Origin of the sequence: Leifsonia xyli (assembly GCA_001647635.1) — a bacterium.
Classification (GTDB): domain Bacteria; phylum Actinomycetota; class Actinomycetes; order Actinomycetales; family Microbacteriaceae; genus Leifsonia; species Leifsonia xyli_A.
In genome coordinates, this window is the sequence record CP014761.1 from 433,413 (window position 1) to 457,466 (window position 24,054).

Consider the following 24,054-nt stretch of genomic DNA (forward strand, 5'->3'; position numbering starts at 1 on the left):
GGCGTTACGCGACGCGCTGCGCCGCCGGGGCGGAGTCCGTCGCCTTCAGCGCGTCACGTCCGAACGTGAACGCGCGGACGATGCCGATGATGCCGAGCACGATGAGCGCGATCGCGGCGAACAGCAGCAGCACCGCCGCGGACGACACCGGCAGGAACAGCACGACGATGCCGGCGAGGATGCTCAGGATGCCGAACGCGATCGACCATCCCGAGTTGGGGGAGCGGCCGGCCTCGGCCAGCGCCATGACGCCCTCGATGATCCATCCGACGCCGATGAACGCGACGGCGAAGATCACCAGCGTGACCGCGGCGGTCGTGACGTTCTTGAGGGCGAGCACGCCGACGAAGATCAGCAGCACGCCGAGGATGATGTTGAGCGCCCGCGAGCCGCCGCTCATCCCTCGGCTGAAGATGCCGACGCCGAGACGCAGAACGCCGGCGACGAGGAAGTAGATCCCGAGGAAGATCGCGAGCACGGCGATGGTCTTCTCGGGCCAGAACAGAAGCACGATCCCCAGAATCAGTCCGACGGCGCCGCTGATGCCCAGCGCCGTGCGGATCGCGTTGATAGCGGAGCGCGTCATGTGACGGGCATCCAGGGAGAACTCGTGCAGCATCGGATCGGTGGGGTCGGTGGCGCTCATGGCTTCATCCCTTCGCGATGGCGGCCGCCGAGGTGGCGGCTGCTGCTGACATTAGCGCCCGGGGAGGCCCGCTGTCAGGATGCTTCCTGGGATGCTGTGTAGATGCCACCCTGGGGGCCCGACCAGCCCGTCTGCACTCGTGTCGTGGTCACCCCGTCTCTGTCCGAACAAGCTTTCACTGATACAGACGGGCGAAAGGCAGATGCCTGACGCGGTTCGGCAGCAATGCACGTGAAGCCAGCGCGCACCGCCGAGCTGTGTCGAAGGCATGTATAGGTCGTCGTTCCGCGGCACGATCCGCGTCGACGTCACTCCCTAAGAGTGGAGCGAACGCTCGAACGAAGAGGAGTGAAGCAGGTATGAGATCAACACGACGAACGGGTGTGTCCGCACGGCGCCGACGCCGGCTCGCAGGCAGGGGGGCCTCCGCGGTGGTGGTTGCCATGGCGATCGCTCTCGGCGTCGCCGGTCCCGCGCACGCGGACGCACCCTGGACCTGGAACACGGCGACGCATCCCGCCGGTTCGGGATCCATCGGCCCGCTGGGCTGGGGGTCGACCGGCGGCGGCGTGTGGCGTCAGCGCGGGGTCTACTTCGTGCCGGGCGCGGGCCATATCGATTCGCCCCTCGGCAACTGGAGGGACGAGCAGGTGACCGGATCGGGGAGCGTCGGCAGGGTCGCCTACACCACGTATGCGAACGGCGCGTCCGGCTATCCCGACATCGGAATGATCTCCACCGGTACGCAGCCCATCGCGCCCAAGATCCGGGTGTCCGACGGATGGCAGGACGCCATCGTCATGGATGTCGCGCATCCCGGGGACATCGTCGCCGGCGCGTCGCTGTGCCATTCCGGCACGTCGCCTCAGACTGCGGCTTCGGCCGGATACCGATGCGGACAGGCGCTACAGACGTGTTCGCCGCCGAGCGCCCTGTGCTCGTTCACGGCGAAGGTGTCCGGCGGCGACTCCGGCGGTCCGGTGTGGTGGTACAGCGCGGGCGGTGTAAAACTCTACGGTTGGATCCACGGATACGACGGCACCTCGGGCAACGGCTACTTCGTCCCGGTCTGGGCGCTGCAAGACCACGTGTGGACGGCGAGCGAGTCATGGAGCTCGTGGGGCTACCCGGCCGGCATCGACACGACGGGATGCTTCGTGACGTACACCGGATGCGTCCGGTCCTGAGGCAGGGGTGCCAGGCGGCCGTTCGGAGGAAGGGGGAGCCTCCGAACGGCCGGGCGTGCTTCCAGTGTGCGAGCGGTCGCCCGGGGTCGAGAGGCACCGATCGAAAGCATCGAGCTGTCAGAAGTGTGCGACCCAAGCCCGCAGGACGTTGTACACGCCGGAGGCGATGAGTCCCGCCCCGGTGGCGATCAACAGCGCGACGCCGAGGGGACCGTCGACAGCGACTCGAACGCGCCGTAGAGCCCGGAGGCCTCGTCGGGGCGGACTGTGACCGCTGCTACCACGAAGAGCGTTCCGGCGACGCCGAGCACGAAGCCCTTCGCGGCGTAGCCGAGGACGCCGAGCACCGTGAGCGTCGTCCCGGCAGCCGGGAGATCGGGGATGTCGATGTCGCGGAGGAACCGCCGGCGCACGCCCTTGATCAGCAGGAACACGCCGATGCCGATCACGACCAGGCCGACCAGCACCAGGAGTACCACGCCGCCCGGAAGGGCGAGGATCTGACCGCTGAGCGTGCGCGTCGAGGAGCTGGCATCGCTCGGGTGGCCCTGCACGACCGCGAGTGCGGTCAGGGCGAGGGCCGCATAGGCGATCGCCTTTCCGGCGTTCTGGAGCCGCCGCCCCCAGCGCTTCATGGGCGTGCCGGCGCGCATCAGGGCGGCCTCGATGAGCAGCCACACCGCCAACGACAGCAGACCGATCATGCTCACCCAGAGCAGCACGAAGCCGCCGGGAAGCTGACCCAGCTGCTCCATCGCACCCGACTGGTCCGCGTCGGCGAAGTGGTTGATCCCGAGCTGGATGGCCAGCGCCCCGAGGAGCACCTGCACCAGGCCGCTCGCCGCGAAGCCGATCCGGGCGAGAACATGCAGCACCGTGCTGTCCCGCGCCGTCCGGGCCGCATCCCGAACCTTGTCACCGGCGTCGGCCGTCCCGTGGGAGGTCATGTGCCGTCCACCTGCGGCTGCGACAGCTCGCCCTCGACCTTCTCGCCCTCGACCCGCACAGTACGTCGGGTGTCGAGCGCGATCACTCCGCCGAGGACCGCCAGCGACAGGGCGACGGAGCCGGTGGTGTCGCTGATCCAGTGGTAGCCGAGGTAGAGGCGGCTGGCCACCTGGAGGACGATCAGGGCTGCGGCGACCGCGAAGGCCACGACGGTGAACCACGGCTTCTGGATGCGGCTCGCCAGCAGGAACGCGAGGATGAGGAAGAAGTCGGATGCCCCGAGCACGTGCCCGGAGGGGAACGAGAAGGTGTGGTCCGGCGCCATCAGCATGAGCGACAGCGGAGGTCGCGGGTGCTGGATGATCGGCGCGAGGATCTGCGCGAGCACCACGCCGGTCAGCATGCCGGCGGCGAGGAGGAACGGCCGCCACAGGTGCCGCGCCAGGAGGGCCCAGACGATGACGGTGATGAGCACGATGAACGGCATGGCCACGGGCCCGAAGATGATCGCGAGCACGGTCATGAAACCGGTCGCCTCCGTGGACCGTTGGGCGTTGAACCAGCGCTCCACCGGCACATCGAGCCGCTCGTAGCCGGTGTGGGTGATCACGTTCGTGGCGAGCAGCACGAAGGCGGTCAGGCCGACCACCACGAGGACGACCGACGTCAGGTAGAGGCGGCGGCGCGTCTCGGCCGGAAGATAGCGTTCTTCGACGATGAACCGCTTGTTCCAGTCGGACAGGCGGCTCGTTCGGAGGTCAGCGGCTGCGGGCACTGGTTGGAGCCTTTCGGGACGGCGAGCAACGGCGACCCGTGGGGCGGGCGTCATGCACTGTACGCGGAAAAGCGACGACTCTCCATTCCGTGCGGCTGCCGACCGCCGCGGCGTATCGTCCGAGTCGACGGAAGAAGCAGCATGGAACTCATAGAACCGACCCGGTCCCGCCTCGGCCAGGGCACGTGGTACCTGGGCGAGAGTCCGTCCCGCCACGACACCGAAGTGGATGCGCTGCGAACCGGCATCGACGTCGGCCTGACCACCATCGACACCGCCGAGATGTACGGCGACGGCGCCTCCGAGCGCCTGGTGGGTGAGGCCATCGCCGGGCGCCGCGACGATGTCTTCCTGATCAGCAAGGTGCTGCCGAGCAACGCCGACCGCCGCGGGATGGGGGAGTCGTGCCGAGCGAGTCTCCGGCGGCTGGGCACCGACCGCCTCGACCTCTACCTGTTGCACTGGCGGGGGCGCCATCCGCTGGCCGAAACCGTCGAGGGGTTCGAGGATCTGATCCGGGAGGGCCTCATCCGCTCGTGGGCGTCAGCAACTTCGACACTGACGACCTGGACGAGCTCGTCGCCGTGCTGGGCGGAGACCGCGTCGCCACCGACCAGGTGCTCTACAACCTCGAAACCCGTGGTCCTGAGATCGACCTGCTTCCGTGGTGCCGGAAGGCCGGCATCCCGTTGATGTCGTATTCGCCGATCGGCCACGGCAGCCTCCTGCGGACGCCGCTGCTCACGTCGCTGGCGGCAGCGAAAGGTCTCACGCCCGCGCAGATCGCCATCGCCTGGGTGCTGCGCCATCCCGACCTCGCCGTCGCGGCCAAGGCATCGACCCGTGAGCACGTCCTCGAGAACCGAGCCGCGCTGGACGTGACGTTCACGCCCGACGAGCTGGCCGCTCTCGACCGACTGTTCCCGCGACCGCCTCGAAAGGTGCCGCTCGAGGTGCTGTGATCGGCGTTCGCCCGGTCGGTGTCAGGAGACCAGTCGCGCGAGGTTGTCGAGTTCGTTGGCGCGGCCAGCGAGGAGGCGCTCGGTCCAGACGTCGTCGTGCAGTTCCTCCACCTGCATCACCACGCGGGTCCCCTCGCTGGACGGTTCCAGATCGACCACGGTGAGCTGCTCATACGGCTCGTGGTCGGGCACGAAGTCGATGACCGACCGGTAGGCGATGCGCGTCGGGCGGCGGAGCTCGGTGAAGATCTTCCGCGCTCGGGTGCGCAGGGGCAGGCCGTTCTGCTCGAGGAACGAGACTTGGGCAGGATCTTCCGCGGTCATCGTGTAGATCAGCTCGCCGTCCGGGCGCGCGTCGATGAGGTCGACGTCGGTGCGGAAGCCGTCCGGCGCCCACCAGCGGGAGATGCCGTCGGCGGTGGTCCAGAGTTCCCATACGGCTTCGGGCGAGGCGGGAATGGTGCGCTCGAGGGTTTCCATGGTCGTGTCATCTCGTCGAGTTGTGTCGCGATGAGGCAGACGATATATTCGTTCTGACGAATGTGTCAAGAGGGAGTCGACATGGATATTCAGCAGGCGCTGGCCGCGATGGGGGAGCCGACCCGGTTCCGCATCCTGAGCCTGCTGGCAACGGGGCCGCGCACGGTCTCGGAGGTGGCCACCTCGCTCGGCGCGTTGCAGCCGCAGACCACCAAGCACCTGCAGTTGCTCGAGTCGGTCGGGGTCGTCACCATCGAGCGACTGGGTCGGCGCCGTCTCGCGCGGCTCGACCGGGATGCCGTCCGCGAGCTCGCCGACTGGTTGGGCGGAATGGCGACCGCCACGCCTGACGACGACGCCCTGCAGCAGTACTCGTCCGCGGTGCGCTCCGCCGAGACGACGGCGGACATCCTGCTCGAGCGCACGCTCGCTGCGCCGCCGGACGTCGTGTGGCGGGCCTGGACGGATGCCGCGGAGGCCGCGCGCTGGTGGGCTCCACGGCACTTCCAGGTCGTCCGCTGCGCGGTGTCGCCGCAGCCCGGCGCTGCGGTCGAGCTCGTACTGCGGGAGGCCGACGGCGCGGAGTACGCGTCGGCCGGAACGGTGCGCTCGGTGGACGCCGGCCGCGCCATCGTCTTCGAGTTGTCGCCGGTCGACCCCGACGGGCGGCCATACTTCGACGTTGTCGTCGATGCAGCGCTCGAGCCCTCCGGCGACGGCACGGCGCTGCGCGTGCATATCACCGCAGAGGGGGCCGACGTCGACGCAGCGCCGATGCTCGCCGGCCTCGAGCCCGGCTGGAGTCAGCAGCTCGACCGCCTGCAGGAACTCATGTCGGGGTGAGTGCTCTGGAGGTGACGTGAGTTGGCGGTTTTCCGACGATCAGCAAGCACTGATAATGCACATTATGTCAGTACGAAGACGCATGTCCGCCGTAGACGCGAATACGCTGCCGTTCACGGACTCCCCTGCTTGCGTGTTCTAACTCCTGGCTGATTTCCGCAACGATGCCGGCGCGGTATCAGGAAGACGCCTGGCGTAGCGGTGCAATATGGCCGCTGATTTGCCATCTAGATCCAATCAACAAAACCACTAAACAGCTTCGCCACAACGTTTGATTGAGCTTCATTTCCAGCGCCCCTAATGAGGCAGTGATGCCCCGGAAGCTCGCTCAACCGGAGCACCTTACAAAGCTGTCAGAGCCGCGAGGCGAGGCTGTGGACCTCGTTAAGCCAGGCACGGAGCTCCTGAGGATCCTCTGCAAGGAGTTCACGGAGCTCTGAGGTTTCCGGCGAGCCAGTGACGCGGTCAACGAGCGCCTGTAGCTCAGCAGTCGGGACCGCGCCCAGGTCGAGGCCCTCGAGCCCCTCCGGCAATGAGACCGAGCCTGCCCAACGTGAACCGGCGACCAACGCGAGAGCAGCGACGACTTGGCTGCCAGCAGAGGCGTCCAGATAGCCGAGGACCGTCAGCCGGCCGATCAAGCTTGCGATTGTTTCGTCGCCGTCCTTCAGCGCGCCCAGGAAATCCAGTGCGTCGTCGTTGTCGAACGGACCATATCCCCAGGCGCCCATTAGAAAGGTCCCGAGCTTGGGCGGCGCCCCTTGCGGGGAGGGAATGACCACTTTTCCGGATGACGAACCTGCGATCGGAAGGCTGTATCGAAGACGTTAGAACCCGCGATTCCTATCTCTGGGAAATCCAAAGTTACTAATGGGTCGATTGGCTCGATGTTGCGACAATCTCCGATTCCCAGGGATTCAAGGTTCAGTTCGAGCAGGCTCTCAGCGGAAGTGACTTTCCCAATGTCGGAAAGTCCGAGTGTGCGAAGTGTCCTCCGGTAGGTCCGGAGGCCGCTCAGGTCAAGTTCAGCACAGCCGTTCATTCGTAGCCAGCGAAGCGCGCTTGAGCTCTTGAGTTGCGGCACTTCCGTTATCGGTCGGGCGTGCCAGAGTTCCAACTCTTCCAGCGGCGCCTCGAATTCTTCAACGAGTTCCCACGGCATGCGCGTGGTCTCAAACGAGCGCAAAGTGCCAACGCTCAGAACGGACTCGAAGTTTCGGAACCTCCCCGCGTAGGACCGCAAGTGAGGAAGTCGAGTCAGATCGACCGAGAACTTCGACTTTGCGGCTTGAACATGCAGTCGCTCGAGCCTGGTGAAGGATTCGAGTACGCGTAAGTCGGTTGCCAGGCCGGCGTCCACGTAGAGGTCCCGCACCACGGGCGCAGCGATCTCGATTGAGGCGAAATCCGCAACGTCCAACGGTATGAACGTTAGGCGCCCACCGAGCGCCTCGATTACAGGAAGATCGGCTTCGGTGATGCGCATGCCATAGCCAATGCGCTCCACCCGCGGCGGAAGCTTGGTTAGATCACGAACCACTTGCATTCCTCCGATTCAGAAGCCGACTATTCGCCGAGTCACGTAACCAGCAGCCGGGTGAGCTAGGAATCGGACGACGGACATTGCGTTGATCTTATTGACAGTCTTGCCGCCGGGGCCCGCGCCTCCGGCACGCAAGATCATCATCTGTTCTGCACGCGCAAGGTCTATCGCGTCTAGTAGACCGCAATGACTTGACCGCGTTTCTGATTCTCCTCCGTGAGACGACCGGCAGCTCTGTGTTCCGCCAGTGTAGGTCGAGGGCACGGTGGCCGGTCCGTCGCCGAGCGTGTCCGCGAGAACTCGTCCGGCTTGTGAGCGAATCTGGGTATCGCAGACGGCTCCCTGATTGTTCGGGAACGCCCAGGCGAGCGATTGGATGGCGCCGGCCGGTGTGCGAGTCCAGTTCCCGGTGACGCCTGTTCCTGCCGCCCCCGGCCCTGCTGGGTAGGTCACGCTGGCAAGCTCCCCGTTGGTGTATGCGGGGACGGCGAGCAGATTCCCGGAGAGGTCTTTGACGCTGGTGATGCGGCCGTCGTCGTCGTAGGTGAACTGCTGCCCCTGGGGCCAGAGGGCGTCTCATCGACCTCGCTTCCACGACGAATACGCCGCTCACGAATACGCACTCTCACCACTCGAGGAGCGCGGCCGGCCTTCGTAGCGCACCGCGCCTCACCTCACGAGGCTCTCCCGAATCCGGCGCAGCACGTCCGTCGTCTGCGCCAGCTCCTCCGCCGAGCTGACACGGGCCGTCTCGTCCGCCCACGCGCGCCTCAGCGGGCGGATGCGCTCCAGTGTCGCGCGTCCTTCTGCGGTGAGGTGCACGAGCGGCGCGCGCGCGTCGTCCGGATCCGGCTCCCGCGTGACCAGACCAGCGCGCTCGAGGGCGGCGACGCTCTCGGCGGCGGACTGCCGGCGCAAACCGCGGCGGCGAGCGATTCCTGCCACGCTCATCGGTCCGTGAGCGATCGCACCGAGCGTCAGCCAGCGGGAGGCGGTCAGCTGCTCCCCCGCGACCAGTCGATCCCCGGCCGTCGCGAACGCGTCGGCCAGTCGGAACACCTCGTCGACGAGGGCAGTAAGCTCCCGGCCGCCGTTCACGTCGACTCCACGAGGCAGACGACGTGACCGTCCGCGTCGCGCACGACGGCCATCCGCTCCCCCCACGGCTGCGTGGCCGGCGGATCGACCACCACTCCCCCGGCGGCGGTCCATCGAGCGGCCACGACGTCCAGGCCGTCGACGGTGAATGTGAGGGCGACGGCCGCGTCAGAGGCGGATGACGGCCGTTCATGGAACATCAGCTCCACGCCGTCGCCAGTGCGCATCCGGGCGAAACCCTCGTCCCGTCTTTCCACCGCGAACCCGAGGCCATGCGCGTAGACGGGCAGAGCCACCTGGAGTGACCGTACCGAGATGACCGCACGACTCAGAACCGCGATCGATGACATACCGCCATCATGACCCATTGACAGGAGCCTGTCAATCAACGCGGTCGCGCAGTCAACTCCCCCGGAGCAATCGCGCCAGCGCCAACCCGGCCGCAGATACCAGCGGGGCCGCAGCGATGATGACGGCGACCGGGTTCGGGCGGAACACCGGGCCACGGGGCCCGCCGATGTAGGCGCCGATCGGCATGGCGTAGCCGCCGCCACCGCCGCCACTCCCCTCGCCGCGATCGCCGCCGCCCGCCTCCTCGCCGGACCCCTCGCCGCCTCCGAAGCCGAAGACGACGATCGCGACGGGGAGGACGTCGTGTCCGTCGAGCGTCGTCGTGTCGCCGTATGCGAGCCGGGCGCCCCAGGCGGGCACGGAGTCGGCCATTCTCTCGATGAGCTTCGTCATGGCCGAACGCTACGCGCGTCGGCGGTCCGCGACCACCCTGTCGCACGGATCGCCGGCGGACGATTATGTTGTCCGTGATGGCTCCACCTTGGTCGACCCCATGACCCCCTCCGCGCGACGGGTCCAGCGCGTCTATCTGACCCTCATGCTCGGCAACACCCTGGCCGCGGCGTTCATCTGGGGCATCAACACGCTGTTCCTCCTTGACGCCGGACTCACCAACTTCGAGGCGTTCGCCGCGAACGCTTTCTTCACCGCCGGCATGGTCGTCTTCGAAATCCCGACAGGGGTCGTCGCCGACACGATCGGGCGGCGCGCGTCCTACCTCCTGGGGACGATCACCCTCTCGCTCTCGACCGCGCTGTATTGGCTGCTCTGGGTGTGGCACTCCCCCTTCGTCTGGTGGGCGCTCGCCTCCGTGCTGCTCGGTCTGGGATTCACGTTCTTCTCGGGCGCCGTCGACGCCTGGCTCGTGGATGCGCTGGGCGCGACCGGCTACACCGGGAGCCTCGAGGCGGTCTTCGGGCGCGGCCTGGTGGTGACGGGGATCGCGACCTTCGTCGGCTCGGTCCTCGGCGGGGTCATCGCCCAGGTGACGAACCTCGGCGTGCCGTTCCTCCTGCGGGCGGCGGTCCTGATCCTCATGTTCGTCTTCGCGTTCGTCGCGATGCACGACCTCGGCTTCACACCCGACAAGTCGATGGGGCCTCTGAGGGCGACCAGGAACGTCTTGAACCAGTCGATCGAGCACGGGATGCGCAAGCGCTCGGTGCGGTACGTCATCCTCTCCGCACCCTTCGCGTCGGGCGTCGGCATTTACGCCTTCTACGCCTTGCAGCCGTACCTCCTCGTGCTCTACGGCGACCCGAACGCGTACTCGATCGCGGGTCTGGCGGCGGCCATCCTCTCGCTCGCCCAGGTGGCGGGCGGGATCCTCGCTCCGCGACTCCGGAGGATGTTCGCCAAGCGGACGACGATGGTGATCGCGGCGTCGCTGACCAGCATCGTCGTTCTGGTGCTGCTGGGACTGACGGCGTTCTTCTGGTTCGCGTTGGTGCTCCTGGTGCTGTGGGGCTTCGTCTTCGCCGTCGCCGGTCCCGTGCGGCAGGCGTATCTCAACGACATGATCCCGTCGAAGCAGCGCGCGACCGTCCTCTCGTTCGATTCGCTGTTCGGGAGCCTCGGCGGCGTCGTCATCCAGCCGGCGCTCGGACGCGCGGCCGACCTCTGGGGCTACGGCACCTCGCTCGTCATCGGCGGTGCGATCGAACTCATCGGGATCCCCTTCCTCGTCGCCAGCCGCCGCCAGCGCGACCCTGCCGACACGGCGGGCGTGCCGGGCGCCCCAGGCGCCACCGGCGAGGGTGCCCGGATTCCCTGAGGACCGATGAGAGGATTCCCCGGTGGGGACCCTTCTGACCGCCGGCAGCCTTGCCCTCGTGTTCTCACTGGCTCTGACTCCGGCCTTCATCCGCCTGTTCCGGCGGCTCGACCTGGGCCAGTTCATCCGCGACGACGGGCCGGAGAGCCACCACGTCAAGCGCGGGACGCCCACCATGGGCGGGATCGTCTTCATCCTGGCGACCCTGTTCGGCTTCTTCACGGCCGCCTGGCTGAACGGCGGTGAGGCGATCACCCCGTCATCCCTGCTCGTGCTCTTCATGCTGGTCGGGATGGCGGTCGTCGGCTTCCTCGACGACTACCTCAAAGTGCGCAACCAGCGCAGTCTCGGGCTCGGCGGCTGGTCCAAGATCGCCGGCCAGCTCGCCGTGGGCACGGCATACGCCATCCTGGCGCTTCAACTGCCGAATGCGAACGGCCTCACACCGGCCTAGACGGCGATCTCGGCCGTGCGTGACATCCCCTGTCTGGATCTCGCGCGCATCGCCACCGCCGTCCCCGCCGTCGGGGTCATCCTCTACCTGCTCTGGGTCAACCTCCTCGCCGCCGCTTCGACCAACGGCGTGAACCTCGCGGACGGCCTCGACGGTCTCGCGACCGGCGCGTCCATCCTCTCCATCGGGGCGTTCGCCTTCATCGGGTTCTGGCAGTTCAGCCAGGCCTGCGGCGGCGGCCGGGTGCAGCCGGACAACATATCGCGCTGCTATCCCACCGCCGACCCTCTGTCGCTCGCGATCGTCGCGGCCGCCATCTGCGGGGCCCTCATCGGCTTCCTCTGGTGGAACACCAACCCGGCGAAGATCATCATGGGCGACACCGGATCCCTGGGGCTGGGCGGCGCTATGTGCGCGCTCGCCATCGAGACGCACACCGAGCTGCTGCTCCTGCTCATCGGCGGTCTCTTCGTCATCGAAGCGGGATCGGTGATCGTCCAGCGCGCGTACTTCAAGGCCACCGGAGGCAGGCGCCTGTTCCTGATGACGCCCATCCACCACACGTTCGAGCTCATGAACTGGCGCGAAGTGACGATCGTCGTGCGGCTGTGGATCGTGACCGGCATCCTCGTGGCGTTGGGTCTCGGGGTCTTCTACGCGGAGTGGCTGGGCTGAGTTCGCTGGATCAGGCCGGTTGCCGCCGCTGACGGCGACGGAAACGCGCTGGCGTCTCCCCCGGTCCGTCGCGAAAGGCCCGCGTGAACGCCGACTCGGAGCGGTAGCCCACCCGGGATGCGATCTGAGCGATCGTGTCGCCGCTGTCGACCAGCAGCTCGGCCGCGTGCATCAGGCGCGCCCGGAGGAGGAAGCGTCCGAAGGTCGTTCCCGTGGCCGCAGGGTCGTGAACGCCCGGGCGGTCCTGCTCCGGACGACGAGCGGGACAGTATGCCTCGGCGGAAGGGCGTGCCAGCCCTTGTCTAGGAGGTGATGGGTGGGGAGGGGTGGGGAGGGGTGGTCCCCCGGGTCAGAGGATCTGCGTTCGTTCGTTCCAGGGACGCATCAAGGGGTCCCTGCCGATGCCAATGAGCGACTGGGCCGTCTGTGCCTGGTCGTAACGATCGGCTCGTAAGCAGAACGAGGCTGTCGGGGGCACGTTGATCTGGGGGCCCATCCTTATGCCGACTTCGGGAGCGGAGATCCGCATGTCAGCGAGTAGGAAGCCGTTGACGGTCATGCGCCCCGGATGAATGTCAATTGTCACTCTGTTGCGTCGGAGTTGAGCTCGCTCGATGACTACCCGGTTGGGGACGTCGAAGGTCACCGCAAGCTTGATGTCTCCTGGCCCAGACCGAATAGTGAGCTTCTGTCCGACGAGCGTCGCGTCCCAGCTATTGAGGCCAACGGTGAGCACATTGTGATGAATCGCAAGGATCGGATAGTTCCACTCGTCCCGGTCCTCCATGTAGAGGGCGAAGGTGGACTCGAAGTGCGCCCTGATGGCGTCCTCGATCTTCTTCAGCGTCGCAGCGCGATGTGCCCCAGGCGAACGCGGCCCCTCTCCCCGCCTCGATGACTCTGGTGCGATTCTGAGAATCCATACATACTCGAACGCATCGAAACCGCTACGAGATCCAAAGGGGGATCTATGCGCAAGAGAATCTTGGCCGGTGCCATCGCGTTGGCCGCATTCGCGGGACTGATGACCGGCGCACCCGCCGTCGCCAGTACCGGAGGCACGCCCGACGGGAACACCCACCCCGACGTCGGCCTGATCCTGTTCTACGACGCCGACGGTCGCTTCCGATGCTCGGCGACGCTGGTGTCGCCGACGGTCGTTGTGACCGCCGCGCACTGCACGTCCGGCACGCTGGGCAAGACGCTCGTCACCTTCGACTCGGTGATCGCGGAGCAGCCGCCGACGCCGTTCCCGGTCGCGGCCGACCCGAGCGCCGGTTACACGTCGGCGGAGATCACGGCCGCCGGCTACTACTCCGGGACTGCGTACACGCATCCCGACTACTCCGACTTCACCGACAAGGACAACTGGAACGATGTCGGCGTGATCGTGCTCGACCAGCCCCTCCCCTCGTTCGGTTCGGGCTACCCGCAGATCGCGCCCGTCGGCACGCTGGATGCGATCAAGACCAGCAACCTGTCGAAGACGCTGTTCACGGGGGTGGGATACGGCACCGAGGTCCGCAAGCCGGAGTCCGGGCCGCAGAAGCCGCAGCCGATGACCTACCCGCTCCTCCGGCGCTACGTCGAGATGCCCGGACAGAAGCTCACGCCGCAGATCCTGCAGACCAACGGCAACCCCAACGACACCCGCGGAACCGGCGGGACCTGCTTCGGCGACTCGGGCGGACCCGTCCTCCTCGATGGCCGGATCGTCGCGGTGACGAGCTACGGCTACACGGCGAACTGCCGGTACCTGGGCGGGTACCAGCGCCTGGACATCCCGGTCGTGGATGCCTGGCTCGCCACCTTCGGCGTGTGATCGCCGGAGAATAAATCGCGGCCCTCCCGTGTTGTTGAGAATAGGTTTCAATAAGGGAGGTCCGCCATGAAGGTACGCAACTCGTTGAGTTCGCTCAAGTCGATGCCGGGTGCGCAGGTCGTGCGCCGTCGGGGTCGGACGTTCATCATCAACAAGAAGAACCCGCGGATGAAGGCCCGCCAAGGCTGAGCGGCACGCGGTAGGAAGGGCGCAGGGTCACCGACCCTGCGCCCTTCGTCGTACAACCGCCGCCTTCCCGAGCCGTCCGCTCGCCTGACATACTCGCCACCACCATCCGCACGGGAAGGCGGTCGCATGAACCTGCAGCAGTTCCCGATCCTCGGCGGCATCCTGATCGTCGCCGACCTCGCCATCCGGATCGCCGCTCTCATCATCGTGCCGCGCGACCGCAAGCCGACCGCGGCCATGGCGTGGCTGCTCGCGATCTTCCTCATCCCGTTCATCGGCATCATCCTTTTCCTGGTGATCGGCAACGTGCGGTTGCCGCGGAAGCGGCGCGAAAAGCAGCACGAGCTCAACCGGATCATCACCGACCGCGCGGAGGGCATCCCGCCGATCGGCGACCGCGGCGACTTCCCCGACTGGTTCGCCTCGCTGGCGCACCAGAACCGCGCGAACGGAGCCCTGCCGGCCGTCGCGGGCAACACCGCCACCCTGATCGGCGACTATCGCTCGTCGATCGACGCGATGACCGCCGACATCGAGACGGCCAGGGCGTTCGTGCACGTCGAGTTCTTCATCGTGTCCTGGGATGCGACGACGAAGCCGTTCTTCGCGGCGATGGAGCGGGCGGTGCAGCGCGGCGTGACCGTGCGGCTGCTCGCTGACTACGTCGCCTCCCGGCGTGCGGTCGACAGCGAGAAGACGTTCGCCGAGCTCGACCGCATCGGCGTGAAGTGGAGTTGGATGCTGCCCGTCCGGCCGTTCTCGGGCGAATACCAACGGCCGGACCTCCGGAACCACCGCAAGCTCGTCGTGGTGGACGGTCTCGTCGCGCACATGGGCTCGCAGAACCTGATCGACCGCAGCTACAACACGCCCAAGAACCTCAAACGCGGGCTGCAGTGGCAGGAGCTGATGGCGCGCATCACGGGCCCGGTCGTCGCCGAGACGAACGCCGTCTTCCTCTCCGACTGGTACCTCGAGACCGGCGAGCTGCTCGGCGCCGACGCCCAGGTGCCCGCCGTGGACGTGCCGGCCGATCCCTCCCCGGACGCGCTCGTCTGCCAGGTGGTCCCGAGCGGCCCGGGCTACGACGGGGAGAACAACCTCCGCCAGTTCCTCACGCTCGTCACCTCCGCTCAGCGGAAGGTGATCATCACCAGCCCGTACTTCGTGCCGGATGAGGCGATGATGTACGCGATCACGTCCGCGTGCCAGCGCGGGTTGGAGGTGCAGCTCTTCGTCTCGGAGATCGGCGACCAGGGGGCGGTGTGGCACGCGCAGCGGTCGTACTACGAGCCGCTGCTCCGTGCGGGCGTGCAGATCTGGCTGTACCCGGCGCCGTTCATCCTGCACTCGAAGCACCTGTCGATCGACGACGACGTCGCGGTGGTCGGGTCGAGCAACATGGACATCCGCTCCTTCGCGCTCAACTCGGAGGTGACGCTGCTCGTCTACGGCCGCTCGTTCGTCGACCAAATGCGGGCTGCGGAGCAGGGATACCGGGATGCGGGCCGGCAGCTGACGCTCGAGGAGTGGCTGCGGGAGCCGAGATCGGCGACCTTCCTCGACGGCGTGGCACGGCTCACCTCGGCGCTCCAGTAGCCCTCTCCCCTAGACTCGCAGGCATGGCCCTCGTCGACCACCTCGGAATGACCGTTGCCGACTTGCCCTCCGCGATCGCCCAGTTCGACCCGGTGCTCACCGCACTCGGGTACACCCGGCGCGATGCCGACGGATCGGTCTCCTGGGACTTCGGCACCGAGACCGAGCTGATCCTGTTCCCCGAGCGGGAGCCGGGCTCCGGCCCGCACCGCCACGGACGCGTCGGCTGGCAGCACCTCGCCTTCGACATCGCCACGCCGGACGAGGTCGACCGGCTGCACGCGATCGCCCTCGGCGCCGGATGGGCGTCCGTGCGCGACCCGAAGCCGTATCCGCGGTTCAACGAGCGGTACTACGCGGCGTTCGTCGAGGACGACAACGGCATCCGCTTCGAGTTCGCGTACAACCCGCCGCGTACGAGCGCGTGAGTACGGACTGGGCGCTCATGCGTCCGGCACGCCCAACCAGCGGCGGAGTGCGGCGTCGAGCCCGTCCGCGTCGTCGCCCAGCCATACGACGTGACCGTCGGGCCGGAGCAGCAGCGCGGGCGCAGGCAGCTCGTCCGGGGGCGCCGTGACGACGTCGACGCGGCCGGCCCAGCCGTCCGCCGACAACGCGCCGGTGCCGTCGAGTAGGATGCCGCGGCCGTCATGCATCCGCTCGTACAGGCGCCCGTCGCCGAGCGGGAGGTCGCGCAGACGGCTCCCGAGCAGCTTCGGCCCGTCCCCGACGTCGTAGCGGATGGCGGTCCCCCCCACCTTCTCGGCCAGGTACGTCGTCACGTCGTCGAACTCCATCAGCTCGGCCAGCACCCGTCGCACGGCCTGCGGGCCGGGTTCCGGCGAGGTGAGGACCGCCTGGGCGCGGGTCGACGTCAGCACGGCCTCGGCGACCGGGTGCCGCTCGCTGCCGTAGCTGTCGAGCAGCCCGGCGGGGGCCCATCCGGAGACCTCGGCGGCCAGCTTCCAGCCGAGGTTCACCGCGTCCTGGATCCCGAGGTTGAGGCCCTGCCCGCCGAGCGGTGGATGCACATGCGCGGCGTCCCCGGCGAGCAGCACGCGGCCGTCCCGGTACCGTTCGGCCAGCCGGGTCGCGTCGGTGAAGCGCGTGAGGGAGCGCGGCGAGTGGACGCCGAAGTCGGTCCCGGCGACGTGACGCAGCCGCGCGGCGAACTCCTCCAGGGTCGGCGCGACGGACCGGTCGTCGGCTACGGCGGCGGCCGGGACGACGGCGCGCACGAGCCCGTCCGGGGTGGGGCCGATCCCGAAGCCGCGCTCCGTCTCGCGGACCCGCGCGGTGACGGCGGCCATCTCCTCGGGCGATGCGGTCGCCTGCACCTCGCCGAGTATCCACTCGATCTGCGCCGGCTCTCCGGGGAAGTCGATGCCCGCGAGCTTGCGGACGAGGCTGCGGCCGCCGTCAGCGCCGACCAGCCATCGGCCCCTCTCGGCCGAGCCGTCGGCGAGCGACACGGTGACGCCGTCAACGTCCTGTGTGAAGCCGACCACCTCGGCTCCGCGACGCACGTGGGCCCCGAGCGCGACGGCCTGCTCGAACAGAATGCGGTCGGTGACCGGCTGCGGGATGCCGAGCACGTACGCGTGCGAGCTGTCCAGGCGCACGGGGTGCGGGCTCGGGATGCCGGCGAAGTGCCCGATGGCCTGCGGATACGGTGTGCCGACGGCGAGGAAGCGGTCCAGCAGGCCCCGCATGTCGAGGATCTCGATGCTGCGCGGGTGCAGGCCGAGCGAGCGCACCAGCGGTGTCGGCTCGGCATCCCGTTCCAGCACCAGCACGTCGACATTGTGGAGCCGGAGCTCGGCCGCCAGCATCGTTCCTGTCGGGCCGCCCCCGCTGATGATCACGTCGTGCACATTGCTCCCCTCATTCTGTGGAGCGACCATTCTGGTGCCTCACCGGGGCCTTGCAGCAAGCCCCCACCCGGCCGGTATCCTGGAAATGCGGGAGGGGATCAGAGCAGCTGCGACGTGAGCACGCCGTGCAGCCAGCGCTCGAACTGCTCCGGTGTCCATCCCGACGCCACGACCAGTTCCTGGTAGACCCCGGCCGCCGCCATCGCGCGATAGACGGACTGCGCCTCGACCACTGGGACGGCCAGGACCGGTTCGACGGACGCGATGAGGCTGTCCATCACCCGGTTCCGTCCGCGCAGCTTCGACCGGAGCAGCTCCTGCGTCTCGCGGTCCTCGTCCTGGGCGGCGTCGAGGATGCGCACCACGTCGAAGTCGGTCGAGTACAGCACGGTCAGCCAGTGCGCGGCGCCGGCGAGCCGGGCCAGCGGGTCCGCCTCCTCGAGCACCTCTTTCGCGAGGTCCCGTGCGCGTGCGCGTTCGAGCCAGCGCTCGCAGATCAGGTTGAGGATCTCGCGCTTCGCCCCGAAAGCGGCGTACACCGTGCGGGTGGCCACCCCGGCCTCCCGTGCGATGGCCTCGATGCTCGTCACGGCGTAGCCGTCACGGGCGAAGAGGCGCTGAGCCGCCCAGGCGATCCGCTGGCGCGTCTCGAGCGCCTGCTCCTGACGATATGTGCTCTTGACCTCCGCGTCCACGGGAGTGATACTAGCGGTGTATTCAGTGCAGTGTCACTGCATCGAGTACAGCGACAATGCAGACGAAGGAGTCATCATGATCACCGAGCGAGCGGGATCCACCGCTCTGCACATCATCGAGCGCATGCTCGACGAGGGGTTCTCCGGCGGCCGTCTCGAGGTCGTCGACGAGCTCTGCTCCCCCGACATCGTCGAGCACCAGTTCGGCATGGCCGGCCGCGGCGCGGAGGCCATCGAGTACATCAAGAAGTGCATGTCCGACGTGCACACCGCCTTTCCCGACCTGCGGTTCACCGTGCAGGACTGGGTCGAACGGGACGACACCGTCTGGGTGCGGGCCGAGGGCGTCGGCACCAACACCGGCCCGTTCGCCGGACCGCCCACCGGGCTGCCGATGCGGCTCACGGTGTTCGACGTGGCGCGTGTGCGCGACGGACGCATCGTCGAGCACTGGGGCGTACCCGACCGGTTCGAGATCCTCGTGCGGCTGGGGCGCATCCCCGCTTCCGCGGTGCCGTCCGCAGCCTGACTACGGGCGAACCGGCGTCGTCGCCGACTCCCCCAGCGCCGTCTTCCACTCGCGCGCCGTCCATGCCGTGACGAGTCCGTGGGCGACGTAGGGGTCGGCGTCGGCGAAGCGCTCCGCGGCTCCCACCGCGTCATCGCCCTGGAAGATGAGCAACCCGTCGAACGGGCCGTCGCCGAGCACGCCGCCGAGCAGCAGTTCGCCTCTCTCGACAGCCTCCCAGCCGAGCGCGAGGTGGGCGGGCCGTAGCGCCTCGCGGGCCGTCAGGTAGTCGTCGGCGTAGGTGTACTGGAGAGCGGCGTGCATACCTCCAGCCTAGGAGCATCCAGCGACGGCACAGAAGCGCAGGAGGAGGATGCGGTCGTCCCGAGATTCGAATGGAGCCGACCACGCCACCCCTCGCCGTCCTCCTCACCACCTGGTCGTTCGACCCGGCGGCTGCGGCCGTGCTCGTCGCCGCGGGAGCCTTCTACATCGGCGGCGTGGTCCGGTTGCGGCGACGCGGCCACCGCTGGCCGGCCCGGCTGACCGCCGCGTTCCTGCTGCTCGGCCTCGGGTCGTACGCGGTGGTGTCGTTCGGCTTCCTCGGCGCCGAGAGCACGGATCTGCGATGGGCGTTCACGACTCGGATCGCCCTTCTGCTGTTCGTCGTGCCTGCGCTGGTCAGTCTCGGCCGTCCGATCGCGCTCGCGCGGGCGGCACTCGGGCCCGCGGGCCGTCGCCGCACCGATCGCTTCATGCGTTCGCGGCCCGTCCGCATCGTGGGCAGCGCAGCCTTCGCGCCCGTGTTCGCCTGCGCCGTGTTCCTGGTCTTCCTCACGCCGGTCGCCGCCATCCTGCGCGATTCGCTCTGGTCCGAGTGGACGATCTCGGTGGTGACCCCGCTCGCCGGCCTGCTGCTCGTGCTGCCGATCGCGGCGCACTCCGTCCTGCGCACCGGCTTCTTCGTCACCGTGGAGTTCCTGCTGGCCTTCGTCGAACTGGTGCTGGACGCGATTCCCGGCCTCCTGCTACGGCTCAACGACGGCATCCTCGACCACGCACCCGCAATCGCCGGCCGACTGCCGCTCTGGTTCCCCACTCCCCTGCACGACCAGCACCTGTCCGGCGACCTGCTCTGGTTCATCGCCGAGCTCGCGGACGTACCGGTGCTGGTCATCCTCTTCGTGCGGTGGATGCGCCTCGACCGGCACGAGAGCCGGCGCCTCGACGAGCTGAGCGACGAGCAGATGGCCGAGTTGACGCGGCATCACCTCGAAGGACGGCGCTAGGCGGGGCCTTCTGATCCGCTCAGAAAAATCTTGCTAATCGGTGTTGCTAAGTACCGGTACTCGGTGTTACTTTGTACCGGTAGTCAACATCACTGAGTAGGAGGTGACCCGATGGCCAGCCAGATGACGGAGATGCTCAAGGGCACCCTCGAGGGAATGGTCCTCGCGATCCTCGCCGACCGTCCCGCATACGGATACGAGATCACCACGCGATTGCGCGACCAGGGCTTCACCGACCTCGTCGAGGGCACGGTGTACGCCCTCCTGGTCCGCATCGAGCAGCGGGGGTTCGTGGACGTCGAGAAGGTGCCCTCCGAGAAAGGACCGCCACGAAAGGTCTTCTCGCTCAACACGCAGGGGCGCGAACAGCTCGCAGAGTTCTGGAGGACATGGAGCTTCCTCGCGGAACGGATCGAACAGCTCCACACCGAAGGGAACGATTGATCATGGCAGCGAAGTGGATCGAGGCCCTCACCGGGTCGCTCGAGCAGAAGAAGCAGTACCGGCAGGCCGTCGCCCGTGTGGACGCCCTCCCCGAGCCCTACCGCTCGGCGGCGAAGGCGTTCCACCGGTACTTCCTGTACCAGGGCGGCCTTGTCGACGGTGACGTGCTCGTCACGATGTTCGGCGACTTCGCCGACCTGTGGGAGCGCGCAGCCGCCGACGGCACCCCGATCCGTGAGATCACCGGCGACGACCCGGCCGAGTTCGCGGAGACGTTCGCCGAGGCCTACACGGGCAAGCGGTGGATGGACAAGGAGCGCGACCGGCTCGACCAGGCGGTCGCAACGGCCGCAGAACAGCAAGAAGGGGGAACACCGTCATGACCGCCACCACGCTCGACCCGGCCATCCGGGTGCAGGGCATCACCAAGTCCTTCAAGGAGCTGGAGGTGCTGCGCGGCGTCGACTTCGACGTGGCCGCCGGCAGCATCTTCGCCCTCCTCGGCTCCAACGGGGCCGGCAAGACCACGCTCGTGCGCATCCTCGCCACCCTGCTGAAGGCGGACGGCGGCAGCGCCAGCGTCCAGGGGTTCGATGTGGCGTCGGCTCCGGCCGACGTGCGCCGGTCGCTCAGCCTGACCGGGCAGTTCGCGGCGGTCGACGAAGTGCTCACCGGGCGCGAGAACCTCGTGCTGGTCGCGAAGCTCCGGCACCTGAAGGACCCGGGCCAGGTGGCCGACCGGATGCTCGCCCGCTTCTCGCTCAGCGACGCGGGAGACCGCAAGGCGGGCACCTACTCCGGCGGGATGCGGCGCCGGCTCGACATCGCGATGAGCCTGATCGGCGACCCGCCGGTCATCTTCCTCGACGAGCCGACCACCGGCCTCGACCCGCAGGCGCGCATCGAGGTGTGGGACACCGTCCGCGAGCTGGCCCGCACCGGCACGACCGTGCTGCTCACCACGCAGTATCTCGACGAGGCCGAGCAGCTCGCCGACCGGATCGCGATCCTGCACAAGGGCACCATCATCCAGAACGGCACCCTCGCCGAGCTGAAGAAGCTCCTTCCCGCGGCCACGGTCGAGTACGTGGAGAAGCAGCCGACGCTCGAAGAGGTCTTCCTCGCCCTCGTCGGCGACGACGACGCGGCGAACGAAAGGAGCGAACGATGAGCACCTACGTCCTCAGCGACACGCGCACCCTCACCGGGCGGTCGCTGCGTCACATCCTCCGCAGCCCGGACACGATCATCACCACCGCGATCACCCCGATCGCCCTGATGCTCCTGTTCGTGTACGTGCTCGGCGGGGCGATCCGGATCGGCACGGGCCAGTCGTACATCGACTACATGCTGCCGGGCATCCTCCTCATCACCATCGCGTCGGGGATCGCGTACACGGCCTACCGGCTGTTCCTCGACCTGCAGGGCGGGATCTTCGAGCGCTTCCAGTCGATGCCGATCGCGCGGTCGTCGGTGCTGTGGGCGCACGTGCTCACCTCGCTCGTCGCGAACCTGGTCTCGGTCGCGCTGGTGATCGGCGTCGCGCTGATCATGGGCTTCCGCACCGGTGCCTCGGTCGGGGCGTGGCTCGCGGTCGCGGGCATCCTCATCCTGTTCACCCTGGCGCTCACCTGGATCGCCGTGATCGCGGGGCTGTCGGCCAAGACGGTGGACGGGGCGAGTGCGTTCAGCTACCCGCTGATCTTCCTGCCGTTCATCAGCTCGGCCTTCGTGCCGACGGAGTCGATGCCGGCACCGGTCGCCTGGTTCGCGGAGAACCAGCCGGTCACGTCGATCGTGAACACGATGCGGGCGCTCTTCGCCGGGCAGCCGGTGGGCACCGACATCTGGATCGCGCTGGCGTGGCTGGTCGGGATCCTCGTGGTGGCCTACGCCTTCGCGATCGCGAAGTACCGTCGCAAGTTCAACTGAGCACCACGCCGACGCCGCCCGTCTCCCCCTGGAGGCGGGCGGCGTCGCGTACGCTCGGGACTATGTCATTCCAGGCGTACTTGGACACCATCGAGAAGAAGACCGGCCTCACCCCGCGGCAGCTCGTCGACATCGCTCACGAGCGCGGACTCGACGCGCCCGGCGTCAAGGCGGGCGAGATCCTCGCCTGGCTGAAGGACGACTACGACCTCGGTCGCGGGCACGGGATGGCGCTGGTGCATGTCATCCAGAAAGGGCCGACGATCAGCACGAAGCACGTCGGCACCGACGGCGTGCACCGGGACGAGTCGGAGACCCTCTGGCTCGACGGCGTCGCGACCAAGCCTGCCGACTCATGACGCAGTACCGCGCGGTGTTCGACGCCGAGGTCACCTTCTCGAACGAGGGCGGCCTGCAGGCGCAGGGCTTCCGCGTCGACCTGCCGGGACCGGACGTCACCGCGGATGAGATCGGTCGGCTGTTCGTCACCTCACTCGACCTCCTGATGACCGACACGGTGACCATCCACAACGTGCGCATCATCGAGGAGCCGCACAAGGGGACGCGCGGCGGTCCCAGCGACCCCCGATCGTTCGGCCCCGTCAATTCTTGACGGTTTCGGTCCCCCGAATTGAGGACACCGCCGCTCCCCCGCTAGCGTGATGGAGGCCCGGGGATGCCGGACCCGACGCGGACACGAATTCGCTGGCGAAGACGTCTCAACCCGACGCGAACGGATCGGCATCCCGGGGGAACCACCTCCGTTCCCCTAGCTGCTCTTATCGCTGTGGTCGACCAGCGGCTGCACCTGCACTCCGCTGTGGTCGTGCCGCGCCTCCGCCAGCCCGGACGCCAGCTCGACGGCGGTCTCGCGGTCCGGGACATCGATCAGGTAGAACCCGCCGACGACCTCCTTCGCCTCGGTGAACGGCCCATCGACCGCGACCGGTTCGCCGCCGTCGCCACGACGGACGGTCACCGCCGTCCTGGAGTTCTCGAGCTCTCCGGACGCGCGGATCACGCCCTGGGCCTTCCGCCAGAACTCGCCGTGGGCAGCGTCGATCTCCGCCCGCTCGGCCTCGGTCATGGTGCTCCAGCGCTCTTCGTCGCCCTGGATGAGGATGATGTACTCGGTCATCGGTCACGCCTCCTGTCTCGCATCATCTCGTGATGGAGCGTCGAACGGGAACCGCCCGGATCGACACGGTGGGCTTCAGCGCACGGGTTCGAGGACGAGGAGCGGCGTCAGGTAGTGCTCGGTGACCACGCCCCCCAACTCATCCACCGCCCGAGCGGCCTCCTCGGCTTCTGCTGCCGTCCAGTCGCTGAATGTCGTGAACAGGTCCCGGACGGCGTCCGCGTCAAGATCGACGGCCCACGCGAACTCTGCGGCCTGCACGGTTCGGAACAGGCCGCCGGATTCGAGTGCCCGTGCCCAGCTGGCCGTGTCCGTCTCGTCCGGCTGCGCCCGGCGCGGAGCATCCCGGGCGTCGACGATCCGCTGGATGGCTTCGCGGAACGGCCCGGGGGCCACCGATGGGTCGCCGTAGGCGGTGCGCCACACGGCCAGCCGCCCGTCGGTCGTGAGGATGCGATGCAGCTTCGGCAGGACGACGTCGAGGTCGAACCAGTGCACGGCCGTGGCGACGGTCACGAGGCCGAACGATCCCGCGGGGAACTCGACGTCCTCTGCGGTGGAGCGGACCACGCGCACGGCGGGAAGCGCGTCATGGAGACGCGCCGCCAGCGCACCTCCCGGCTCGACCGCCGTCACCTCCATGCCGGCCTCGACCAGGATCCGCGTCGCCTGCCCGGTCCCGGCGCCGAGGTCGAGCGCCCGCACGCCCGCCCCCAGCAGACCGAGCGCGGTGAGGCGGTCGGTCAACGCCGACGGATACGGCGGCCGGGCGCGGTCGTACAGCTCGGCGTACCGGTCGAAGTGCATCGGGTCGGGCATGACGCCGAC

The 24,054-nt window shown here is 68.1% G+C and carries 29 protein-coding genes and 2 pseudogenes; 17 read left to right on the top strand and 14 right to left on the bottom strand.

What is annotated here, in order from left to right; translation table 11 throughout:
- Positions 1–4 precede the first annotated feature (4 nt).
- Positions 5–646 carry a hypothetical protein gene (locus A0130_02150; GenBank protein ANF30632.1) on the bottom strand — a complete coding sequence of 214 codons (642 nt, stop codon included), beginning with the start codon at positions 644–646 and terminating at the stop codon, positions 5–7.
- Between the two features lie 443 nt (positions 647–1,089).
- Between A0130_02150 and A0130_02155 the strand changes: the two genes are divergently transcribed.
- Complete coding sequence (locus tag A0130_02155; GenBank protein ID ANF30633.1) at positions 1,090–1,833, top strand: hypothetical protein; 744 nt, start codon at positions 1,090–1,092, stop codon at positions 1,831–1,833.
- A 188-nt stretch (positions 1,834–2,021) separates the two neighbouring features.
- Here the strand turns inward: A0130_02155 and A0130_02160 are convergent, their stop codons facing one another.
- The gene (locus A0130_02160; protein ANF30634.1) at positions 2,022–2,780 is read right to left on the bottom strand and encodes a hypothetical protein; all 759 of its coding nucleotides are present in this window, start codon (positions 2,778–2,780) and stop codon (positions 2,022–2,024) included.
- Positions 2,777–3,556, bottom strand: coding sequence for a hypothetical protein (locus A0130_02165; protein ID ANF30635.1), 780 nt, complete (start codon positions 3,554–3,556; stop codon positions 2,777–2,779). The genes A0130_02160 and A0130_02165 overlap by 4 nt, the downstream gene beginning before the upstream one ends.
- A gap of 141 nt (positions 3,557–3,697) precedes the next feature.
- On the opposite strand from A0130_02165, the pseudogene A0130_02170 reads away from it, so the two are divergent.
- Positions 3,698–4,518, top strand: a pseudogene (locus A0130_02170) (oxidoreductase).
- 21 nt (positions 4,519–4,539) lie between these two features.
- Here A0130_02170 and A0130_02175 read toward each other — a convergent pair.
- Entirely contained in the window at positions 4,540–4,998 is a 459-nt protein-coding gene (locus A0130_02175; protein ID ANF30636.1) for an activator of Hsp90 ATPase 1 family protein, read from the bottom strand.
- Positions 4,999–5,058: 60 nt separating this feature from the next.
- Here A0130_02175 and A0130_02180 point away from each other — a divergent pair, with 60 nt between their 5' ends.
- Entirely contained in the window at positions 5,059–5,841 is a 783-nt protein-coding gene (locus tag A0130_02180; GenBank protein ANF30637.1) for a hypothetical protein, read from the top strand.
- A gap of 353 nt (positions 5,842–6,194) precedes the next feature.
- Here the strand turns inward: A0130_02180 and A0130_02185 are convergent, their stop codons facing one another.
- The 4 genes from A0130_02185 to A0130_02200 all read right to left on the bottom strand — a co-directional run bounded on the left by A0130_02185 (position 6,195) and on the right by A0130_02200 (position 9,226).
- Positions 6,195–6,623, bottom strand: coding sequence for a hypothetical protein (locus tag A0130_02185; GenBank protein ID ANF30638.1), 429 nt, complete (start codon positions 6,621–6,623; stop codon positions 6,195–6,197).
- Positions 6,624–8,053: 1,430 nt separating this feature from the next.
- Positions 8,054–8,482, bottom strand: a complete 429-nt coding sequence (locus tag A0130_02190) for a hypothetical protein (protein ANF30639.1) — start codon at positions 8,480–8,482, stop codon at positions 8,054–8,056.
- On the bottom strand, positions 8,479–8,832 hold the full coding sequence (locus tag A0130_02195) for a hypothetical protein (GenBank protein ID ANF30640.1): 354 nt from the start codon (positions 8,830–8,832) through the stop codon (positions 8,479–8,481). The genes A0130_02190 and A0130_02195 overlap by 4 nt, the downstream gene beginning before the upstream one ends.
- Positions 8,833–8,884: 52 nt before the next feature.
- On the bottom strand, positions 8,885–9,226 hold the full coding sequence (locus A0130_02200; protein ANF30641.1) for a hypothetical protein: 342 nt from the start codon (positions 9,224–9,226) through the stop codon (positions 8,885–8,887).
- A 100-nt stretch (positions 9,227–9,326) separates the two neighbouring features.
- Between A0130_02200 and A0130_02205 the strand changes: the two genes are divergently transcribed.
- Both A0130_02205 and A0130_02210 read left to right on the top strand, forming a co-directional pair.
- A complete protein-coding gene (locus A0130_02205; protein ID ANF33260.1) occupies positions 9,327–10,607 on the top strand; it encodes an MFS transporter in 1,281 nt (426 codons plus the stop codon).
- 22 nt (positions 10,608–10,629) lie between these two features.
- Positions 10,630–11,736 (top strand): annotated as a pseudogene (locus A0130_02210) (phospho-N-acetylmuramoyl-pentapeptide-transferase).
- A 349-nt stretch (positions 11,737–12,085) separates the two neighbouring features.
- Here A0130_02210 and A0130_02215 read toward each other — a convergent pair.
- The gene (locus A0130_02215) at positions 12,086–12,523 is read right to left on the bottom strand and encodes a hypothetical protein (protein ANF30642.1); all 438 of its coding nucleotides are present in this window, start codon (positions 12,521–12,523) and stop codon (positions 12,086–12,088) included.
- 183 nt (positions 12,524–12,706) lie between these two features.
- Between A0130_02215 and A0130_02220 the strand changes: the two genes are divergently transcribed.
- The 4 genes from A0130_02220 to A0130_02235 all read left to right on the top strand — a co-directional run bounded on the left by A0130_02220 (position 12,707) and on the right by A0130_02235 (position 15,774).
- Positions 12,707–13,558, top strand: coding sequence for a pterin-4-alpha-carbinolamine dehydratase (locus tag A0130_02220; protein ID ANF30643.1), 852 nt, complete (start codon positions 12,707–12,709; stop codon positions 13,556–13,558).
- Positions 13,559–13,624: 66 nt separating this feature from the next.
- The gene (locus tag A0130_02225; GenBank protein ID ANF30644.1) at positions 13,625–13,747 is read left to right on the top strand and encodes a 50S ribosomal protein L36; all 123 of its coding nucleotides are present in this window, start codon (positions 13,625–13,627) and stop codon (positions 13,745–13,747) included.
- 126 nt (positions 13,748–13,873) lie between these two features.
- Positions 13,874–15,346, top strand: coding sequence for a cardiolipin synthase A (locus A0130_02230; protein ID ANF30645.1), 1,473 nt, complete (start codon positions 13,874–13,876; stop codon positions 15,344–15,346).
- 23 nt (positions 15,347–15,369) lie between these two features.
- Positions 15,370–15,774, top strand: a complete 405-nt coding sequence (locus A0130_02235) for a hypothetical protein (GenBank protein ID ANF30646.1) — start codon at positions 15,370–15,372, stop codon at positions 15,772–15,774.
- Between the two features lie 15 nt (positions 15,775–15,789).
- Here the strand turns inward: A0130_02235 and A0130_02240 are convergent, their stop codons facing one another.
- Both A0130_02240 and A0130_02245 read right to left on the bottom strand, forming a co-directional pair.
- A complete protein-coding gene (locus tag A0130_02240; GenBank protein ID ANF30647.1) occupies positions 15,790–17,220 on the bottom strand; it encodes an FAD-dependent oxidoreductase in 1,431 nt (476 codons plus the stop codon).
- 98 nt (positions 17,221–17,318) lie between these two features.
- Positions 17,319–17,915 carry a TetR family transcriptional regulator gene (locus A0130_02245; protein ANF30648.1) on the bottom strand — a complete coding sequence of 199 codons (597 nt, stop codon included), beginning with the start codon at positions 17,913–17,915 and terminating at the stop codon, positions 17,319–17,321.
- 76 nt (positions 17,916–17,991) lie between these two features.
- Here A0130_02245 and A0130_02250 point away from each other — a divergent pair, with 76 nt between their 5' ends.
- Positions 17,992–18,444 (top strand): hypothetical protein, encoded by a 453-nt coding sequence (locus tag A0130_02250; GenBank protein ANF30649.1) that lies wholly within the window; start codon positions 17,992–17,994, stop codon positions 18,442–18,444.
- On the opposite strand, the gene A0130_02255 is transcribed toward A0130_02250, so the two are convergent.
- Positions 18,445–18,747, bottom strand: a complete 303-nt coding sequence (locus tag A0130_02255; protein ANF30650.1) for a hypothetical protein — start codon at positions 18,745–18,747, stop codon at positions 18,445–18,447.
- A 167-nt stretch (positions 18,748–18,914) separates the two neighbouring features.
- Between A0130_02255 and A0130_02260 the strand changes: the two genes are divergently transcribed.
- The 7 genes from A0130_02260 (at position 18,915) to A0130_02290 (ending at position 22,701) form a co-directional block, all read left to right on the top strand.
- Positions 18,915–19,712: a cytochrome C oxidase assembly protein gene (locus A0130_02260; protein ID ANF33261.1), complete on the top strand. Its 798-nt coding sequence runs from the start codon at positions 18,915–18,917 to the stop codon at positions 19,710–19,712.
- Between the two features lie 111 nt (positions 19,713–19,823).
- On the top strand, positions 19,824–20,156 hold the full coding sequence (locus A0130_02265) for a PadR family transcriptional regulator (GenBank protein ID ANF30651.1): 333 nt from the start codon (positions 19,824–19,826) through the stop codon (positions 20,154–20,156).
- Positions 20,157–20,158: 2 nt separating this feature from the next.
- Entirely contained in the window at positions 20,159–20,539 is a 381-nt protein-coding gene (locus tag A0130_02270; protein ID ANF30652.1) for a hypothetical protein, read from the top strand.
- Positions 20,536–21,327, top strand: coding sequence for a glycosyl transferase family 8 (locus A0130_02275; GenBank protein ID ANF30653.1), 792 nt, complete (start codon positions 20,536–20,538; stop codon positions 21,325–21,327). The genes A0130_02270 and A0130_02275 overlap by 4 nt, the downstream gene beginning before the upstream one ends.
- Positions 21,324–22,088, top strand: coding sequence for an ABC transporter permease (locus A0130_02280; GenBank protein ANF30654.1), 765 nt, complete (start codon positions 21,324–21,326; stop codon positions 22,086–22,088). Before A0130_02275 ends, A0130_02280 begins: the two co-directional genes overlap by 4 nt.
- Before the next feature lie 62 nt (positions 22,089–22,150).
- A complete protein-coding gene (locus A0130_02285) occupies positions 22,151–22,447 on the top strand; it encodes a hypothetical protein (protein ID ANF30655.1) in 297 nt (98 codons plus the stop codon).
- Positions 22,444–22,701: a hypothetical protein gene (locus A0130_02290; protein ID ANF30656.1), complete on the top strand. Its 258-nt coding sequence runs from the start codon at positions 22,444–22,446 to the stop codon at positions 22,699–22,701. Before A0130_02285 ends, A0130_02290 begins: the two co-directional genes overlap by 4 nt.
- A gap of 156 nt (positions 22,702–22,857) precedes the next feature.
- On the opposite strand, the gene A0130_02295 is transcribed toward A0130_02290, so the two are convergent.
- Both A0130_02295 and A0130_02300 read right to left on the bottom strand, forming a co-directional pair.
- Positions 22,858–23,226, bottom strand: a complete 369-nt coding sequence (locus A0130_02295; protein ID ANF30657.1) for a hypothetical protein — start codon at positions 23,224–23,226, stop codon at positions 22,858–22,860.
- Positions 23,227–23,301: 75 nt separating this feature from the next.
- The gene (locus tag A0130_02300; protein ID ANF30658.1) at positions 23,302–24,045 is read right to left on the bottom strand and encodes a methyltransferase type 11; all 744 of its coding nucleotides are present in this window, start codon (positions 24,043–24,045) and stop codon (positions 23,302–23,304) included.
- Between the last annotated feature and the right edge of the window lie 9 nt (positions 24,046–24,054).